Here is a 17213-nt window from a genome sequence, read left to right on the forward strand (position 1 = left end):
TCTACTCCTGAGCGGCCGGCATGCGCAGCGCAGTCGACAGCGGCGGCCGCGGCAGCGCGGCCGTCCAGGCACGGCGGATGACCGCGCTGATCTGCTTGTAGACCTCTTTCGAGATCACCGTTTCGGCCAGCATCGTGTCGATCTTGCTCTGACCGATGTAGAGCGCGAACAACACGAGCAGGCGCTTTTCCAGGGCGGCGCTGTAGTCGCCAAACTTTCCGCGCAGTTCGGCCAGACCCTCTTCCGCCGCCTCGATCCGGGCAATCAACACGCCGTCGAGCAGATCTGCCATGCGCTCGCCCAACACGGGCTGCAGCGACGCACGGTTGTACGCGCGCAAGCGTTCGAGCACCGTCTGGCGACAAATGAGCAATTCAAAGCGATCAGCCAGCGCGTTGGCCAGCGGGCGGTCGATATGCACCACGCGGTGCAGCCAGACCGCGAACCGGTAGCCGGCGTGCTTGGCCAGGATGCGCCGCGATGCGCGCTTGTAGCCAAGACGCCCCTCCGTGCGGGCCGCGTCGATCATGTCCGCGGTGTTGCGCATCATCGCGTCAAGGTTGCGGATGGAGACGAGGCCGTTGCCGTACTCGGGAATCAACTCGCGCTCGCGCGTGGCGAGTGAAACGAGACCTATGGTCAGGCGCTCGCGTTCGGACAGCGCTTCTTCAAGGTTCAGCTCGACCGCACCAGCCGCGACCTCCCGCCGATACGCCCGCGCCGCCTGATCCGTCGCACCCGAGGTGAAATGGAAATGCCCGCCGATGCGGCGCATGGTGGATTCCACTTCCTCCGTCGACATGTTCAGCGCCTGCCCTTGCAGGGCCTGCTCTTGCGGCGACAACTGATCCAGCCCCAGCCGGCGCATCACCCAGCGCAATGTGGCGCCGTTGAAGAGCACGCTCACCAGCACAAAGCCGGTGGCAAGGATGGTGACGAAATGGCGATCTGCCTCGTGCACGGCCTGGTTCTCCGCCACGCCCAGTGCCAACACCAACGTGACGGCGCCACGCAAGCCGCCCCACGCAATCGCAAGCTTGTAGGCATGGCTGACTGGTGCAGAGAGCTTGAGCCACGCGAGCGCAGGCAACAGACCGAACAGCACCGCGAGTCGTGCACCAAGCGCAGCCAACACGATCACCGCCAGCCAAAGCGCGTCTTTCCACACCACGCCGTGCAACAGCTCCGGAACGCGCACCGCAGCCAGCAGGAAGACCACCGCCCCAGCCAGCGCTGCAATCTGCTCCCAGATGAGCTGCAGGTGCGACCAGTTGCGCGGCGTCAGGCGCGTGCGGCCCAGCGCGCCGATCACCAGCCCCGCACAAACCACCGACACCACGCCCGACACGCCCAGCACGTTTTCGGCCACGAGATACAGCGGATACGGCAGCGCCAGCGTCCACGCGGCTTCAGCCTGGGCAATGCCACGCAGCGCGGGCAGCAGGAATGCGGCGATGCGCCCGGCAATCAACCCAAACACGACGCCGCCACCAAACGCCTTGGCCAGTTCGCGCAGGCCGGTGCCGACGGTGGCGTCCCCGCCGTGCCCTGTCAGCATGGCAAGCAGCACGCCCATGATGGCAATGGCGGCCGCATCGTTCAGCAGCGCTTCGCCTTCCACCAGGCGGATCAACCGTGCTGGCGCGCCCACGTCGCGAAATACCGCAATCACAGCGGACGGATCGGTCGTGGCAATCATCGCGCCGAGCAGCAGACATGTGACGATGCCGAACGGCGTGACAGCGGCCGCAGCGAGTCCGATCACGCCCGTGGCGACCACCACGGCGACGATGGCCAGCATCAAGATCGGCGCGGCATCCGGCGCCATGCTGCGCACGTCCACCGACAGCGCTGCCTGAAAGAGCAGCGGCGGCAAGAACAGCCACAGATACGCCTCTGCCGGCCAACTCGGATCGACAAGCGGCGCGAAGAACGTGGCCGCGGAGGCCGGCGCGCTGTTCTGAACGATCACATAGGCGCCGCCGATGCCGATGCCCGCCAGCGCCAGCAATGTCGATTCCGGCAGCGTCAGCCGCGAGGCCAGCATCTGCACCAGCGCCACCACGGCGAGCAAGCCGCCCGCCACCAGCAACAGGATGACGACGCCGTTCACGAGGCCGTCTCCCGTGCAGCCAGCCAATCCGCGCGTTCTGCATCGGTCAGGTCCGGTACGACAGCCGTACCGGTTTCGGCCGCGGCCACGGCGGCTTCCAGCACGGCCATGACGGCCACGGCTTGCACGGGCGGGACCGGGTTTGCGCGCTCGCCGAGGATGGCGTCGCGCACAGCAGCGTAGTAAGCGCGCTGATCGCCCGAGGGCGTTGCAATGCTGGTTTCGGCTGAGGTTGCGCCGTCGATCAGCAGGCCCGCGTCGTCGTCCGCACCCCAGCCTTGCGCACCGGGCTGCATGCCGGCAAGGAGCTGCGCTTCCTGCTGATCCATCCGGCGCTTAATGAACGAACCGCGCGTGCCATGGACGACCCAGCGCGGCGAGCCGCCCGCCACCAGCATGCTCGCGTGAAGAACCGCTCGGCGCTCGCCCGCTTCAAGCACGACATGCGCCCAGTCCGGCGTTTCGGCGCCCGGCCGCTGGCGTGCAAACGAGGCGCTCACCGCATCCGGCAAGCCGAGCAGTTGCAGCGTCTGGTCGATCAGGTGCGGGCCAAGATCAAACCAGATGCCCGTGCCCTGCCCCGCCTGCTCACGCCAGCGGGCACGAACCTGCGGGCGATAGCGGTCGAAATGCGCCTCGACGTGCATGGCCTCGCCGATGCCCCCACCGGCAATCGCAGCTTGCACAGCGAGGAAATCGCTGTCCCAGCGGCGGTTCTGGAAGACCGACAGCACGCGCCCCGTTTCACGCGCCAGCCGAGCCAGATGCCGCGCCTCTGCCAGCGTGACGGTAAACGGCTTGTCCACCACGACATGTTTGCCCGCGCGCAACGCAGCTTCAGCCAAAGGCGCATGGCGGTCGTTGGGCGCTGCAATGACGACGAGGTCGACCTCCGAATGCGTTGCCGCCGCCTCGGGCGTGCAGACCACGGCATTGTGCCGATCCGCACGCACGGCTTCGGGCCGGTTGGAGCCAATGACGTGTAAATGCAGCCCCGGTGTAGCGTCGATCAATGCTGCGTGAAACAGTTTGCCGGCGTAGCCGTAGCCCACCAAAGCGGCTCTCAATGGCATCTGATGTGATGAATGCGACATGTGGAAAAAATGGCAAAAACAGGCGAATGAGACGGTGGCGGCGCAACTTGGTGCCCAAAACCTTACGGGTGATACATGAAAAATTGCCTCGCGCGGGGCCAGCAAACGTTGCCCATCGTCAAAAACACGCCTTAACTCTCTTGTAAATAGGAATTGTTCTCATTATTATCTGCGCCTTCACATTCTGAAGGCGCCAACCTCGGGGGAGGGAGTCGCGCCCTACTTTTCACTTTACGGGAACTGCAATGCCGCCGAAACGTTTGTGCCTGTCTCTGGCCGTCCTTGGAACGCTGCCGTTTGCCCAGGTGGCAACTGCCGACGACACCGTTGCCGCAGCCGACGCTGGCACGTTGCCGACTTCCACGGTCAAGGGTACGCGCAGCAGCACGAGCTACGACACGCCCATCGCCAACACCGCCACGAAGATTCCCGTGCCGCTGCGCGAGATTCCGCAGTCGGTGAACGTCGTGCCGCGTGCGGTGATCCAGGACCAGGGCGCGCTGTCGATCAACGACACCCTGCGCAACGTGCCGGGCGTGTCGGCCTCGCTGGGCGATGCGCAGCGCGATCAGGTGACCATTCGCGGTTTCTCGTCGATCAATGACCAGTACGTCGACGGCCTGCGGGACGACTCGCTTTACTTCCGCGATCTCTCCAACATCGACCGCATTGAAGTGCTGAAGGGTCCGGCGGCCGTGCTGTACGGGCGCGGTTCGTCCGGCGGCATCATCAATCGCGTGACCAAGAAACCGCTGGCCACGCCGCTGGCCGAAGTGGGCGTCGTGGTAGGTACCGAGCGCCAGAAGCGCGCCGAGTTCGACCTGAACACGTCCATCAACGACGACGCCATCCGCGCGCGCATTACCGGCGCGGTTGAGGATTCGGGCGGGTTCCGCAACGACTATTTCCTGCGCCGCCAGGCGATCTCGCCGTCGTTCCTGTTCAACCTGGCGCCCGATACCAAGCTGACGGTGCAGTTCGATTACCTGCACGACAAGCGCATCGCAGACCAGGGGGTGCCGTCGTACCGCGGCCGTCCCGTGAACGTTCCCATCGAGACGCGCTATGGCTCCGCCGACGCCGCTGCCGGTAATGTCGAATCCACCGTCAAGAGCGTGACCGGTACGCTGGACCACCGCTTCAACGATAAATGGTCGTTCCACAGCGTGGTGCGCAACTACGAATACTCGCTCGGCCGAAACAACTACACGACCGTCAGCCGCGTTACCGATGGGCCGATCCCGACCGTCACGCTCGCTGTCAACCAACGCAACCGCAGCGACCGCGGCACCCTGTGGCAGAACGAGCTGACGCAGAAGGCCGAGACCTGGGGCATCCAGCACACGCTGCTGTACGGCATCGAGCTGGGCTATCAGGACAAGAGCGACCGCGTGGCCGGCGCGCCCGGCACCACGACCTACAACCTCTTCAACCCGACGCTGCAGGTGTTGCCGACCGTACCCGGCAACGCGGTGCCCACCAACTACGGCCTCTCGCACAACGAGACGTATGCGGCGTACGTACAGGACTTGATCAAGTTCTCACCGCAATGGACGGTGCTTGCCGGGCTGCGCTATGAAATCCTCAAGCAAAGCCGTGACGACCTGACCCCGCGCAATGTGGATCTGTCGCGCACCGACAAGCCGGTCAGCCCGCGCCTCGGCGTTGTGTATCACCCGATCGAGCCGCTTTCGCTGTACGCGTCGTACAGCCGCTCGTTCCAGCCGCTGGCAGACAGCTTCACGTTCTTCCCCAACAGCGGCGCGCTGGCCCCGCAGTCGACAACGAACTACGAGATCGGCGCCAAGTACGACCTCTCGGCCGGTGCAAGCGTCACGGCGGCGCTGTTCGACATGAAGCAGACGAACCTGACGGCGGCGGACCCCGTCACGCTGCTGGGTGTGCCCATCGGCACGCAGCGCACGCGCGGCCTGGAGCTATCGTTCACCGGCGAGATTGTGAAAACCTGGTCGCTGATGGCGAGCTATGCCTACCTTAACGGCCGTCTGGAGAACCCGAACGACCGCAGTGGCAGTGTGGCGGTCAACGGCAACCAGCCGTCCCTCACGCCGCGGCACAGCGGCTCGGTATGGTTGAAGCACGATCTGCCGAACGGCTTCTACATTGCCGGCGGCGTGCGTGCGGAAGCTGCGCGTTACGCATCGCAGTACAACCTGACAACGCTGCCCGGCTACATGACCGTCGACCTGGGCGCCGGTTATCGCAGCAAGCACGTTGACGTCACGCTGAATCTGCAAAACCTGTTTAACCGCGCGTACTACGTGTCGGCGCACGGCGGCGCCGAGAACTACAACATGCCGGGTGCCCCGCGCATGGCGTTGCTGGGCGTGCGCTACAAGATGTAAGCGGCGAACAGGCGAACCTGCGATGCTGCGACGAGTGATCTTCCGCCTGCACTGGCTGATCGGGTTGTCAGCCAGCGTGGTGCTGGCCGTCGTGGGCGCCACCGGCGCGCTGATGGCGTACGAGGACGAACTGCTGCGGGCGCTCAATCCCGGCGTGCTCAGCCTACCCGCGCGCAGTGGCCCTGCGCCAACGCTGCCGCAGGTGGCTGCCCAGGCGCGCGCCGCCATGCCCGAGCGCCCCGTCACCTTCATCACTGCGGCATCCGACCCCACCGAGCCCTGGCGCGTCTGGTATGCGTGGCCGCCCGGAAAACGCGGTGGCAGCAGCCGCGGGGAACTGCGCTACATCGATGCCGCAACCGGCACGTTATTGCCCGAAGCGCACGGGCAGCGCTTCTTCGCCACCGTCAAGCTGCTGCACCGGACCTTGCTTGCCGATGAGATCGGCAAGCTGATCGTAGGAGCGAGCACGATTGGGCTCGTCGTCATGGCCCTTTCCGGCTTGTATCTGCGTTGGCCGCGCCGCGTAACGAATTGGCGAAGCTGGCTCGTCATCCGCTGGAGCCGCGCAGGCCGCATCCGCTGGTGGGATGTACATACCGTCATCGGAACGCTGGTGCTGCCGCTGTATGTGCTGGCCGCCTTCAGCGGCCTGTATTGGGCGTATGACTGGTACCGCGATGGCCTGCAGCGCCTGGCCGGCATGCCGGTTGTCTCCAAGGCAAAACCGATGGAAGGTTCTCGAAAACCGCTCGAAGATGCAGCAATTGAGCGCACGTGGAACGCTTTCCTCGCCAACGCGTCGAACTATGGAACAGCCACCCTCCGTATCGACGATGCCCGCAGGGGCCATGTCGATATCAACTGGCTCCCGGTCGATGCACCGCACGACCGCGCCTTCAACCGATTGACGCTGGACGCTAGTACCGGAGCCGTCCTGCGCAACGAATCCTTCGCAGCAAAGCCGCCAATGCAACGCCTGCTGGCAGGCATGTTGCCGCTTCACAATGGACGCTATTTCGGCCCGATCGGCGTCGTGCTAGTGTTGATCGGAGCGTTGATGCTGCCGGTGTTTGCGGCAACGGGGTGGTGGCTTTATCTGGATCGGCGCCGACGCGCGCAACCGCAGCGCAAACACGCATCCGCAGCGACACGTCCTTGCTGACACTGTAGGGATGTCGACGCGATGTCGGGCGCCTCAACATAGCAAGGACAACACCATGGTGATCGAAAAATCGCGCGACCTTTCCCTGCGCCCGCTGGAGCGCAACGACCTGCGCTTCGTGCACGAGCTGAACAACGACGCGAAGATCATGCGTTACTGGTTCGAAGAACCGTACGAAACCTTCACTGAACTCTCACAACTCTACGACCGCCACGTGCACGATCAGCGCGAGCGCCGCTTCATCTGCGAGAACAATGCCGGCGAAGCCGTGGGTCTGGTCGAGTTGATGGAGCTGAACTACATCCACCGCCGCGGCGAATTCCAGATCATCATCGCGCCCAGCTGGCAAGGTCACGGCTATGCTTCAACCGCAACGCGACTGGCCGTCGACTATGCATTCATGGTGCTGAATCTGCACAAGCTGTATCTCGTTGTAGACGTGGTGAACGAACGCGCGATCCACGTGTACGAAAAATGCGGATTCCAGCGCGAAGGCGAGCTGATCGAGGAGTTCTTCAGCAACGGTGCGTATCACAACGCCTTGCGCATGTGCGTGTTCCAGCGGGACTACGTAAAAGCGATTCGCAACGCCAGCTAACTCGGGCTGCACGTACCTACGCCGTGTGAAGCCACGCATGCAATTCGCGCTGCCCGGCTTCGGTCACACTGAGTGCGCGCGAATGCTTCTGCCGCGCCAGCCACCCGAGTGCGATACAGCGTTCTGCTACAGCTGCCCCGAGTGCACCGGCCAGATGCGGGCGGCGCTCGCTCCAATCCATGCAACCGTAAGCGAAGCGGCGCCGGCCGTGGCGCAGCGTGTTCACATCGACGCCGATGGCGGCCAGCGCCTGCTCACCCTCGGGCGTAACCTCATAGGCGCCGTGCGTGTCATCGAGCTGCGTCAGCCAGCCGCGCGACAGTAGTTTCTCCGAGACCTCCGTGCCAAGCTGACCAGCCAGGTGGTCATAACACAGGCGCGCCGCACGCAGGTTTTCCGGCACGGTCGAGCGCCGCGGGTCGGCCGGCTTTTCAGGCGCGACCACCAGCAGCGATTCGATCATCTCTGCCACCGCCGGCGAGCGCAGCCCGAAGTATTTGTAGCGCCCGCTGGACAGCGAAGTGATGAGCGCATCGGCCTCAAGCCGGCGCAAGTGCGCGCTGGCCGTGGCCGGCTCCACGCCCGCGCCGTAAGCGAGCTCCTTGGCGGTAAGCGAGCGGCCTTCCATCAACAGCAGCAGCATGCGGATGCGGGTCGGATCACCAATGGTGGCGGCCACGCGGCCGATGTCCGGCTGAGTTGTCGATTCGGTGGCTGAGGAAGATGCGGTCATGGTTCGATGGAGACCAAACTGTTGGCGCGTGACAGGCGGGCGGGCAGTCCAGACAATGGGAGCCATCTTACTCCCGCGCCCCACGCTGATGACTGCCCTGGACATCGCCCCGCCCGCCGACGCGCTGCAAGCCATCGTGCATGCCGACCCAGCCCCCTATTACGCCGAACTTGCGGCCGACCGCCCGTTCTTCTTCGATGCCGCCCTCGGGTGGTGGGTCGCAGCCAGTGCGGAAGCCGTGGACGCTGTGCTCTGCAGCGCTGCCTGCCGCGTACGCCCGGCCGATGAGCCCGTGCCCAGGGCCGTGGCCGCGACGCCCACGGGCGCATTCTTCGGGCGCCTCGTGCGTCAGATCGACGGGCCGGACCACAGCGCGCGCAAGGCGAAGGTGATGGCCGCGCTGGGCCGGCTGGACGTGTCGGCGCTGGCCGGCCGCGCGCAGCGGCATGCTCGCACTGCGCTGCCCGATGCAACGCATCTACACGCTGCGCTGGAGACCGATGCCCACTTCGCCGTGCCACTCGCCACGATCGCGCAGACGCTGCTGGGCGATCACGCCGATGCACCTGCCTGCCAGGCTGACATTGCCGCGTACTTGGCCGCGCTCGGCCCAGGTGCCAGCGCAGCAGCCGTTGCACAAGCCGATGCCGCCGTCGACCGCCTCCAGCGCCGCTTTACCGACTCCCCGCTGGCTAGCGGTGGTGATGACGGCGACGCAGAGATCACCAACCTCGCCGCCCTGCTCGCGCAAACCTACGACGCCTGTGCCGGGCTGCTCGGCAACTGCATCGTCGCGCTGTCGCGGTACTCGGGATTGGCGACACGGCTGCGCGCGCAACCGCATGCCATCGAGCCCTTCGTGCGCGAGGTCCTGCGCCGCGATGCGCCCGTGCAGAACACGCGCCGCTTTGTCGCGCACGATGTTGTGCTGCTCGGCCACCCGCTGCGCGCGGGCGACAAGATCCTGGTGCTGCTGGCGGCCGCCAACGTGGATGGCAAAACCAACCCGGACCCACTACGCTTCGACATCGACCGTGCAGCGCCGCGCCTGTGGACGTTCGGCGGCGGCGTGCACCGCTGCCCCGCCGACGCATTGGCAACCACCATCGCGCGCGAAACAGTGCTGCATCTGCTGAGCCTGCCGGATGTCGACCGGTGGCTCGCCAGCCTTGGCGAGGTGGCATATCGCCCCTCGCCCAACGCGCGCATCCCCAGCTTTCACGCTTGAAATTGCAAACAACGAAACCGCTGCGAAAACATCCCAGGAGACTTGCCATGATCGCTGTCATCTTCGAAGTCGAGCCCGCACCGGGCCAACGCGACACCTACCTGAACCTTGCCGCGCGCCTGAAGCCGCTGCTTGAGCAGGTCGATGGTTTCATCTCGGTGGAGCGCTTCCAGAGCATCACCAACCCCGACAAGATGCTGTCGCTGTCGTTCTTTCGCGATGAAGAGGCCGTCAAGGCCTGGCGCAACATGGAGCAGCACCGCGGCGCCCAGCACGCCGGCCGCGACCACGCGTTTGCCGACTATCGGCTGCGCATCGCCCATGTGGTGCGCGACTACGGCATGACCGAGCGCGCCGAAGCCCCCGCCGACAGCCGCGCCGAGCACGCCTGAGCGCCCGGTGTGGCGCCCCGATAGGGCCCGGTGTGACGCCTTTTTCGCTCACCGGGCACCGCCTTTGCTTAGTCAGTTAGAACCCGCACGGCCGAGCGCGCCGCACCACGGCATCGGCATGCCCCGTGCGCAACGATTGCAAAGGAATTGTCATGTCTACCGCTTTTCATGAGGCCGAACGTGAGCCGCAAGCCGCTCCTGCACGTACCGTTCAGAGTCCTGTGCGTTATGCCGTGGTCGGCGCCGGTTGGATTTCCCAAGCCGCGTTTCTGCCGGGCGTGGCACAGAGCGGCAACTCCATCGTCACCGCGCTAGTCACCGGCGATGAGGTCAAAGCCACGGCACTGGCCGACCGCTATGGCATCGAGCACGTGCACGGTTACGCCGACTACGACCAGTTGCTGACCTCCGGAGATATCGACGCGATCTACCTCGCGCTGCCCAACGACATGCACCGGCAGTACGCCCTGCCCGCCCTGCAGCGTGGCATTCACGTCCTGCTTGAAAAACCCATGGCCACGAGCGAGGCCGATTGCGAAGCGATGATCGAAGCGGCCCGCAATGGCAATGCGAAATTGATGATTGCCTACCGGCTGCATTTCGAGCCCGCCACGCTGGCCGCCATTGAGCTGGTGCGCGCAGGCAAGCTCGGGCGCATCCGCGCGTTCTCGGCCATGTTCAGCCAATCGGTGGCACCGTCCAACCACCGCGCCAACCATGGTTACTGGGCGGGGCCCGTGTCAGACATGGGCGTGTACCCCATCAATGCAGTGCGCAATCTGTTTGGCGAAGAGCCGGTGGAGGTTTCAGCCTGCGGGGTTCGCGACCCCGATCTGCCATTCAACTTCGATGACACCGTCAGCGTGACGCTTCGCTTTGCCGATCACCGCGTTGCGCAATTCGTGGTCAGCTACAGCGGCGCCAGCATCGATCAGTACCGCGTCCTCGGTACCAAGGGGGATCTGGAAGTCTCGCCCGGCTTCATGTTTGGCGTGGGGCTGAAATACCGCGCCACGATCGACGGCAAGACGCAAGAGCAAGCGTTCGACGCAACCGACCAGTTTGGCGGCGAGCTGCAGTACTTTTCGGATTGCATTCTCAACAACCGCGAACCCGAACCCAACGGCGAGGAGGGCCTGGCCGACGTGCGCGTACTGGCCGCCATTGAACGCGCGCTGGAATCCGGCCAGCCGCAAAACCTGGGGCCGTTCCAGCGCCAGGGCCGCATGGAGACTGCGCAGGTACGCAAGCTGCCGCCTGTGCCGTCGCCAGAACTGGTGGACGCGGCGGAACCTAGCCAGGGATAAGAAAAACCGGGAAAAAAACGCCCGCGACGAATGGCGGGCGTGGGATTCAGGATTTACAGATTGATGCGCTGGACGGCGTCGCGCATGCGCTTCCGGATCGAGACGTCCGAGTTGGTGTTGTTGCTGGAGCCGTCGGTTTCCATAGCGTTATCGCACCGCCACTCGGTGGCTTCACCGTTGTCGGTCAGCGCACAGACGCGGTGGGTCCAGCGGTCCCACACGAACACATCGCTGCCGGCCTCGCCAGAGAGCAGCGGCTCAAAACGGTACATCCACAAGTACCCGACACCCAGCAGGGTGACCAGAAAGATCGCCATCCAGGACGCTTTGATTCGGCGCCACATTCTCTTTTCTCCTCATGGAGCCGCTGCGCCGGACGCGTCTGACAGTGCGTCGCTGGGCCAAAAGCGCGGTGCTCCGAGGGGCAAATCGTAACATGGGGGACTTGCGCCCCCGCTCAAGCGGGGCCGCCAATGCGGCAGTGCCGCAACACCGATGTCTCTCCCGGCGGCCTCAGTTGAAGACGTCCTGGCGGTAGCGGCCGGATTGCATCTGCGCCGTCAACCAGTCCGACGCGGTCGCAAGGTCGCTACCGTAGCGCGCCTGGTGCATGCGGATCAGCGTGTCGCGCACCGCCGGCGCCATCGCACGGCCGTCGCCACACACGTACAACGTGGCGCCGGCATCCAACGCCGCCCACACGGCTTCGCGCGCATCCCACAGCGCATGCTGGACGAAGCGATGCGGATGATCGGCCACGCAGGAATACGCCGGGAAAACGCGCACGACACCTGCGTTTTCCCACGCGCGCAATGTGTCGCGGTACAAAAAGTCGTGCTCGGGGTGGCGGCAGCCGAAACACAGCAGCGACGTTGCCACCGCCTCGCCTGCCGCCTGCTGCGCGGCGCGCTCTTCCAGGAAACCTCGGAACGGCGCGATGCCTGTGCCGGCGCCGATCAGCACCATTGGCTTACCGGCATCGGCGGCGAGGGCAAACGGTGGGTTGGGCGTGCGCACGGCAGCGGCGATCTCAGCGCCCGCATGCAGCGTCATCAGGTAATTCGACGCCGTTCCGCGATACGTGCCGACCCCGGACCAAGCCGGCCCCGACACCGTGCCCACGGTCAGCGCTGCCACACCCGGCGACACACGCGCCGACGAAGCGATGGAATAGAAGCGCGGCCGCATCGCGCCAAGCCGCGCGAGAAACGCCTCCAGCGTCAGTTCAATCGCAGGAAAGCGGATCAGCAGGTCAAGCACGCTCACGTGCGCGGTTTGGATGTCCTGGTCGAAGCGTTGAGCTGCATCGTCGCCTTCCAGCCAGACGGCAAGTTGGCCACGCGTGAATGGACAGCGCGTGGCCGAATGCAGCGCGGTGATGTCGCGCACGGTGGCGGTGTCCTGCAGCTCGACGAAATCACGCAGCAGCTGGCGCACGGACACCGCTCGGTTAAGCGGCAAGTGCCGCACGTGCGCATGGCGCGCGGTCAGCGTGACGAGCGCGTCGCCCTCCAGCCCGAGTCGCGCGATGGCCGCGTCGACTCGGTCGTCGGCATTGCGCGGATAGACGGCGAGGTGGTCTCCGGTGGCGTAGGTCACGTCGTCTGGCAACCGCACCGTGAGATGACGCGTGGGGCCGCGCGGTGCTTCCTGTGCGAAGTCCCACAGGCCACTGGCATCGCTGACGAGCTCTTCGTTGGCCAGCACCGTCATCGCGCGGGCGGTGGGTGGCAGCGTGGCGGCGCGCACGGCATCGGGGGCGAGATAGTCGACGTGGACGGATGGGCCATCGGTCTGCGCCTGACGGGCGCCCAGGGCGCTCCACAGGCTGCGCGTCCAGGCATCGACGGCGGCATCGAAACCGGCGTTGCCGTCAGCCTCGCCGCGCGGCACGATGGCTTGCGCACCGGCCGCCGCGAGCATCGCGTCCACCCGCTTTGGAAACGCCTGGAACGCGGGCCATTGCGAGTTGCCGCAGCCAAGCACTGCGTAGCGCAATCCTGTTGCCTGCCGCGTAAGGGCATCGGCGGCATCGAGCCGCGCCTCCAGCGTGCGGGCGCTGTCCGGAGCACGGCCGTTGTACGTGGCCGCCACCACGATCAGCACGCCTTGCTGCGGCAGCGCGTCGGCAATCGTATCCAGCGGTGCGACCTTGGCGTCGAAGCCGGCGCGCGATGCGGTGGCAGCAAGCTGCTCGGCGATGTCCTGGCAGGTGCCGAGGCTACCGCCGTACAGCACATGCATCGGTTCGCCGCCGCCGGCGAGTGCGGCTTCGGCGTCGTTTTGCGTGACCACCTCCGTGCGCGACGGCATGGCGATCGACAGCCGCTCCCGCGCATTGCGCAACCGCGCGCGCAGGCGGAAACCGTCGGGTTTGAGCGTCAGCGTTTCTTTGATGTGAAAGCCGTAGTCGTACGGGTCGGACAACGCAAAGCGCTGCAGGATCACCGCGAGCGCCAGCTTGGCTTCGGTCAACGCAAACTGGCGGCCGATGCAAGCGCGCTCGCCGTTGCCGAAGGGCTTGTAGGCGTGCGGGTGAAGCTTGGCTTCGTTCTCAGGCAGGAAACGGTCGATATCGAAGACTTCGGGGCGATCCCACACCGCCGGATCACGATGCAGCGCCAGCAGCACGGTCACCACACGCTGGTCCTTGCGGATGGCGTAGCGGCCGCCAATGCGCGTGTCTTCATAGGGCGCCACGCCAAAGCTCGGGGCGGTCGGCCACAGGCGCAGCGTTTCCTTCAGCACGCGCTCGATCACATCCAGCTGCGCGAGGTGCGCATACTGCGGCACGGTATCGCCCGGCAGCACGCGGTCAACCTCGGCATACGCCTGCGCCAGCACGGCCGGATGGCGGAGCAGCATGTAGAGTGCGAAGGTCAGCAGGCCGCTCGTGGTTTCATGCCCGGCGATCAGGAAGGTGATGACCTGGAAGCGGATGTTCGTGTCATCCAGTGGCTCGTCCGACACCGGATCGCGGGCGTTGAGCATCAACCCAAGCAGGTCACTCGCGCCGACGCCGCCATCTTTTGCCTGACGGCGCGCGCGGATCACCTCGTCCACCAGTTGATGCATGGCGGCCACGTCGTGCGCAAACCGGCGATGGTGCTCGCGCATGAAGCGGTCTTTGAGCGGCAGGCGCGTGAGCTTGCCCATGGCTTCGGACAGCACGCCCACCATGGCCGCCAGGAACGGATGCAGCTCCGGTGTGTTGAACGAATCGAAGCGGTATCCGAAGCCCGCCAGCGAGATGGTGTCGAGCGTGAGCCGCGTCATGTCGTCGGCCACGGGGATATCAGCGTCGGGCCCCTGGCGCGCCCATTTGTCGACCAACGCATTGGCCACTTCAAGCATCACGTCGAAGTAGCCCTTCATCGCACGCTGGCTGAAAGCCGGCAGCAGAATGCGATGCGCCTTGCCCCAGTTGGGCTCGTCCTGATGCGCGGTGAAGAGGCCGTCGCCCGCACCCGCCCGCAAGAACGACAGCGGCGGGCCGATCAGCTTGCGAAAGCGCGTTTCGTCGCACAGTTCGGCCACCAGGTCGGCGGAATAGACGAACGGCACGCGCCGCCCGGCAAAGTCGAGCTGGTAAAGGCCTTGGGGAAAGTGTCGACTGGTTTCCAGGAGCGTCTGGGCCAGACGGTCTTTGGGAAGTTGAAGCAGGTTGCCCAGCCACGGCAAGCCCTTGGGCTGCGGGATGGGCTCCGCCGCTGCGGGCGATGCATTGGCGGGTAACTCGGAGGCGGAACGCATGCGCGGTCGACTGCGAAAATGGATTGTCCGCCAATGTACGCGCCGCCCCGCTCCGCATCAAACAAAGTCGCCATGTTTGAATGCCCACCCCTAAAAGTGAACCGGGCGACCCGTAGGCCGCCCGATCTGGGGATGACGTGAAGCGTTGAATCAGCGCCGGCGCGGCTGAGAATTGAACGGCGCGTTGACCTGCGCTTCGAGTTCGCGGATCTGACGCTGCAGCTCGTCCACGCGCGCCCGAGCGGCACGGCGTTCGATATCCAGCGCGTCGGCTTCGGTCCGGGCAGTCTTCTGCCGTTCCTGCGCCTGGGCCTGCTGCTGACGCTGGATGTCCAAGTCGGTCTTCAGGCCACGGAGTTTTTCCTGCTGGGCGGCAATCTGGCGCTCGGAGCGCTCTTTCTGGGCTTCCAGGCGGATACGCTGCAGCTCCAGATCGGCCATCGTGCGGGTCTGCCTGGCGAAGTCGTTGTACAGGCGTTCGGCAGCGGCTTCGTTGGCGGTCTTGATGACACGCCAGAGGTCCTTCTGCTGGAACAGCGTGACGTAGTAAGTCAGGTCGCTCTGGGCAAACAGCAGGCTGGCGCCATAGGCGCCGTTGTACGTCGTGCGCAACTCCGAGAGTTCGTGCGCCTGCATGCGCTGTTGCAGCTCGAATACAGCGCTGGTCGAAGCCCGGCTGCCGGTGCTGGCCGCGCCGCTGGGCGTGGCTGGCGCACTGGCAACGGGTGCAGCTGCAGCCGGCTGGCCAACCGTGGCGGTCAACGCCGGCACGGGCGCAGCTGCGGCAATCGGTGCAATGGCGGTGGGCGGTGCGGCTGGGCTCTGCGCCACGGCAGATGTGCAGGCGGCCGTACCGGCCAAGACTGCGACTGCGGCCGCGATGGCCAATCCCCTCTGAAACGCCTGATGCGACGCTTTCCCTGATTGTTGTTGTGTTCTCATCTCGACCCTGTGGATTCTGCGCAGGTGTTGCAGCCGAAAACTATACGCGATCCGCCGCCCGAGTGGCGCGCCGGACGCCCGCCCCGCAGTAGGGTGTTGTATGGCGTCACTCCAGTTCGCGCAGCTCGGCTTCGCCGTCGGCAATCTGGTATTTGCGCATCTTTTCCCACAGCACCTTGCGGCTGATGCCCAGCGTGGCGGCGGTGTCCTGGCGGCGCCAGTTGTTGGCGTCCAGCGCGGCGAGGATACGGCGGCGCTCCTCTTCGCCACCCGTGCCCCCATTCCCACCGCTACTGCGCTCGCCATAGCCGCCATGGCTGCCCTCGCGCTCGAAGGCGTCACGCTGCAGGCCGGCGAACAGCGGCAGGATGCGGGCTTCGTCCCAGCGGCCGAACTGGCGCAGCGTAATGCCGATGCGCTCTGCCAGGTTGCGCAGCTCACGCACATTGCCGGCAAAGTAGGCGCGACTGACCGAGGTACGCACCCATTCCGGCACCGGCGGCATGGCATTGAAGGTTTTGTCGCCCAGCAAATGCCGCAGGAAGGAAAGCAGCAGCGCGATCTTGTCATCCGCGCCACGCTGCTCCAGGCTGGGGATGCGCAGCTCGATCACAGCCAGGCGGAAATACAGATCGGCGCGGAACTTGCCCGTGGCGACCATCTCGCGCAGGTTCTTGTTGGTGGCAGCCACGAGGCGGAAATCCAGCTTGACCGGCACCGTCGAGCCCAACCGCGTGCATTCGCTGTCTTCCAGTACGCGCAACAGCTTCACCTGCTGATACAGCGGCAGATCGCCCAGCTCATCGAGGAACAACGTGCCGCCGTTGGCCTGTTCGAAGTAGCCGCGGTGCGCGTACATGGCGCCCGTGAATGCGCCCTTGGCATGGCCGAAGAATTGCGATTCGAACAACCCATCGGGAATCGCGCCGCAGTTGACCGCCACGAACGGGCCCTTGCCGTAGACGCTGTTCTTGTCGTGCAGCAGGCGCGCAATACGTTCCTTGCCGGCGCCGGTTTCACCGTAAAGCATGACGTTGCTGTCGCAATCAGCAAAAGTATCGACCTGCTCCAGCAACCCGTGCATGGCCGGCGATGCGGCTACGAGGTCGCTCTGATCCTGCGCCTGGGCCTGCGCAGACGACATCGACGGCAGGACCTTGCTGATCTGCGCGCGCAGCTCGGTTGCGCCAAAATCCGGACCCAGCACGTACGTGTATTCGGGCGGGAAGCGGCTCGAATCATGCTGCGTGTCCGCCGCCACCCAGATCACCGGCATGCCTTGCGCAGCCTGCCAGTCGAGCACCGTAAAGCCACCGCTTTCCACCACCGACGCGCTGATCACCGCCACCGCCGGCTTCAGCCGAGGCTCGGCCGGTTGAAAATCGATCCCGCCCGCACGGATGACCTCCGCCCCAAAAGGGGCCATGAACCGCGCCACACGATCGGCAATATCGTGACGGCCTTCCCAGACAAAAATCTCAAGCGTTTCGTACGCCCAGCGATCGGTTTTCATGTCGTCGCT

Annotated in this window: 13 protein-coding genes; 6 read left to right on the forward strand and 7 right to left on the reverse strand. The window is 65.3% G+C overall.

The features are described 5' to 3' along the window. Position 1: 1 nt before the first annotated feature. Positions 2-2113, reverse strand: coding sequence for a cation:proton antiporter (locus BM136_RS11185; RefSeq protein WP_092971909.1), 2112 nt, complete (start codon positions 2111-2113; stop codon positions 2-4). Further along, the gene (locus BM136_RS11190; RefSeq protein ID WP_092972303.1) at positions 2110-3186 is read right to left on the reverse strand and encodes an oxidoreductase; all 1077 of its coding nucleotides are present in this window, start codon (positions 3184-3186) and stop codon (positions 2110-2112) included. Before BM136_RS11190 ends, BM136_RS11185 begins: the two co-directional genes overlap by 4 nt. A 266-nt stretch (positions 3187-3452) precedes the next feature. Between BM136_RS11190 and BM136_RS11195 the strand changes: the two genes are divergently transcribed. Genes BM136_RS11195 through speG form a run of 3 tightly spaced genes read left to right on the forward strand, consistent with a single transcriptional unit; the run spans position 3453 to position 7336 of the window. After that, positions 3453-5573: a TonB-dependent receptor gene (locus BM136_RS11195; protein WP_092971910.1), complete on the forward strand. Its 2121-nt coding sequence runs from the start codon at positions 3453-3455 to the stop codon at positions 5571-5573. Positions 5574-5595: 22 nt separating this feature from the next. Next, positions 5596-6738, forward strand: a complete 1143-nt coding sequence (locus BM136_RS11200) for a PepSY-associated TM helix domain-containing protein (RefSeq protein ID WP_092971911.1) — start codon at positions 5596-5598, stop codon at positions 6736-6738. Positions 6739-6793: 55 nt separating this feature from the next. Next, positions 6794-7336, forward strand: a complete 543-nt coding sequence (speG, locus tag BM136_RS11205; RefSeq protein ID WP_092971912.1) for a spermidine N1-acetyltransferase — start codon at positions 6794-6796, stop codon at positions 7334-7336. Positions 7337-7352: 16 nt separating this feature from the next. Here the strand turns inward: speG and BM136_RS11210 are convergent, their stop codons facing one another. After that, entirely contained in the window at positions 7353-8069 is a 717-nt protein-coding gene (locus tag BM136_RS11210) for an ArsR/SmtB family transcription factor (RefSeq protein WP_092971913.1), read from the reverse strand. Between the two features lie 88 nt (positions 8070-8157). On the opposite strand from BM136_RS11210, the gene BM136_RS11215 reads away from it, so the two are divergent. The 3 genes from BM136_RS11215 (at position 8158) to BM136_RS11225 (ending at position 10996) form a co-directional block, all read left to right on the forward strand. Next, on the forward strand, positions 8158-9297 hold the full coding sequence (locus BM136_RS11215) for a cytochrome P450 (protein WP_092971914.1): 1140 nt from the start codon (positions 8158-8160) through the stop codon (positions 9295-9297). Positions 9298-9344: 47 nt separating this feature from the next. Continuing rightward, positions 9345-9689 carry an antibiotic biosynthesis monooxygenase family protein gene (locus BM136_RS11220; RefSeq protein ID WP_092971915.1) on the forward strand — a complete coding sequence of 115 codons (345 nt, stop codon included), beginning with the start codon at positions 9345-9347 and terminating at the stop codon, positions 9687-9689. 152 nt (positions 9690-9841) lie between these two features. Beyond that, a complete protein-coding gene (locus tag BM136_RS11225) occupies positions 9842-10996 on the forward strand; it encodes a Gfo/Idh/MocA family protein (protein WP_092971916.1) in 1155 nt (384 codons plus the stop codon). Between the two features lie 53 nt (positions 10997-11049). Here the strand turns inward: BM136_RS11225 and BM136_RS11230 are convergent, their stop codons facing one another. The 4 genes from BM136_RS11230 to BM136_RS11245 all read right to left on the reverse strand — a co-directional run bounded on the left by BM136_RS11230 (position 11050) and on the right by BM136_RS11245 (position 17204). Beyond that, positions 11050-11340, reverse strand: coding sequence for a hypothetical protein (locus BM136_RS11230; protein ID WP_092971917.1), 291 nt, complete (start codon positions 11338-11340; stop codon positions 11050-11052). A gap of 169 nt (positions 11341-11509) precedes the next feature. Beyond that, on the reverse strand, positions 11510-14749 hold the full coding sequence (locus tag BM136_RS11235) for a bifunctional cytochrome P450/NADPH--P450 reductase (protein WP_092971918.1): 3240 nt from the start codon (positions 14747-14749) through the stop codon (positions 11510-11512). Between the two features lie 150 nt (positions 14750-14899). After that, the gene (locus BM136_RS11240; RefSeq protein ID WP_092971919.1) at positions 14900-15691 is read right to left on the reverse strand and encodes a DUF2968 domain-containing protein; all 792 of its coding nucleotides are present in this window, start codon (positions 15689-15691) and stop codon (positions 14900-14902) included. Between the two features lie 106 nt (positions 15692-15797). Further along, on the reverse strand, positions 15798-17204 hold the full coding sequence (locus tag BM136_RS11245; RefSeq protein WP_092971920.1) for a sigma 54-interacting transcriptional regulator: 1407 nt from the start codon (positions 17202-17204) through the stop codon (positions 15798-15800). Positions 17205-17213: the final 9 nt, after the last annotated feature.

The organism is Ralstonia sp. NFACC01 (assembly GCF_900115545.1).
Lineage (GTDB): Bacteria > Pseudomonadota > Gammaproteobacteria > Burkholderiales > Burkholderiaceae > Ralstonia > Ralstonia mojiangensis.

What these genes read in the sequence shown, in the direction of transcription:
- BM136_RS11190 (WP_092972303.1), bottom strand. Translation starts at nt 3,186, where the DNA reads ATGCCATTGAGAGCCGCTTTGGTGGGCTACGGCTACGCCGGCAAACTG.
- BM136_RS11195 (WP_092971910.1), top strand. Translation starts at nt 3,453, where the DNA reads ATGCCGCCGAAACGTTTGTGCCTGTCTCTGGCCGTCCTTGGAACGCTG.
- BM136_RS11200 (WP_092971911.1), top strand. Translation starts at nt 5,596, where the DNA reads ATGCTGCGACGAGTGATCTTCCGCCTGCACTGGCTGATCGGGTTGTCA.
- speG (WP_092971912.1), top strand. Translation starts at nt 6,794, where the DNA reads ATGGTGATCGAAAAATCGCGCGACCTTTCCCTGCGCCCGCTGGAGCGC.
- BM136_RS11210 (WP_092971913.1), bottom strand. Translation starts at nt 8,069, where the DNA reads ATGACCGCATCTTCCTCAGCCACCGAATCGACAACTCAGCCGGACATC.
- BM136_RS11215 (WP_092971914.1), top strand. Translation starts at nt 8,158, where the DNA reads ATGACTGCCCTGGACATCGCCCCGCCCGCCGACGCGCTGCAAGCCATC.
- BM136_RS11220 (WP_092971915.1), top strand. Translation starts at nt 9,345, where the DNA reads ATGATCGCTGTCATCTTCGAAGTCGAGCCCGCACCGGGCCAACGCGAC.
- BM136_RS11225 (WP_092971916.1), top strand. Translation starts at nt 9,842, where the DNA reads ATGTCTACCGCTTTTCATGAGGCCGAACGTGAGCCGCAAGCCGCTCCT.
- BM136_RS11230 (WP_092971917.1), bottom strand. Translation starts at nt 11,340, where the DNA reads ATGTGGCGCCGAATCAAAGCGTCCTGGATGGCGATCTTTCTGGTCACC.
- BM136_RS11235 (WP_092971918.1), bottom strand. Translation starts at nt 14,749, where the DNA reads ATGCGTTCCGCCTCCGAGTTACCCGCCAATGCATCGCCCGCAGCGGCG.
- BM136_RS11240 (WP_092971919.1), bottom strand. Translation starts at nt 15,691, where the DNA reads ATGAGAACACAACAACAATCAGGGAAAGCGTCGCATCAGGCGTTTCAG.
- BM136_RS11245 (WP_092971920.1), bottom strand. Translation starts at nt 17,204, where the DNA reads ATGAAAACCGATCGCTGGGCGTACGAAACGCTTGAGATTTTTGTCTGG.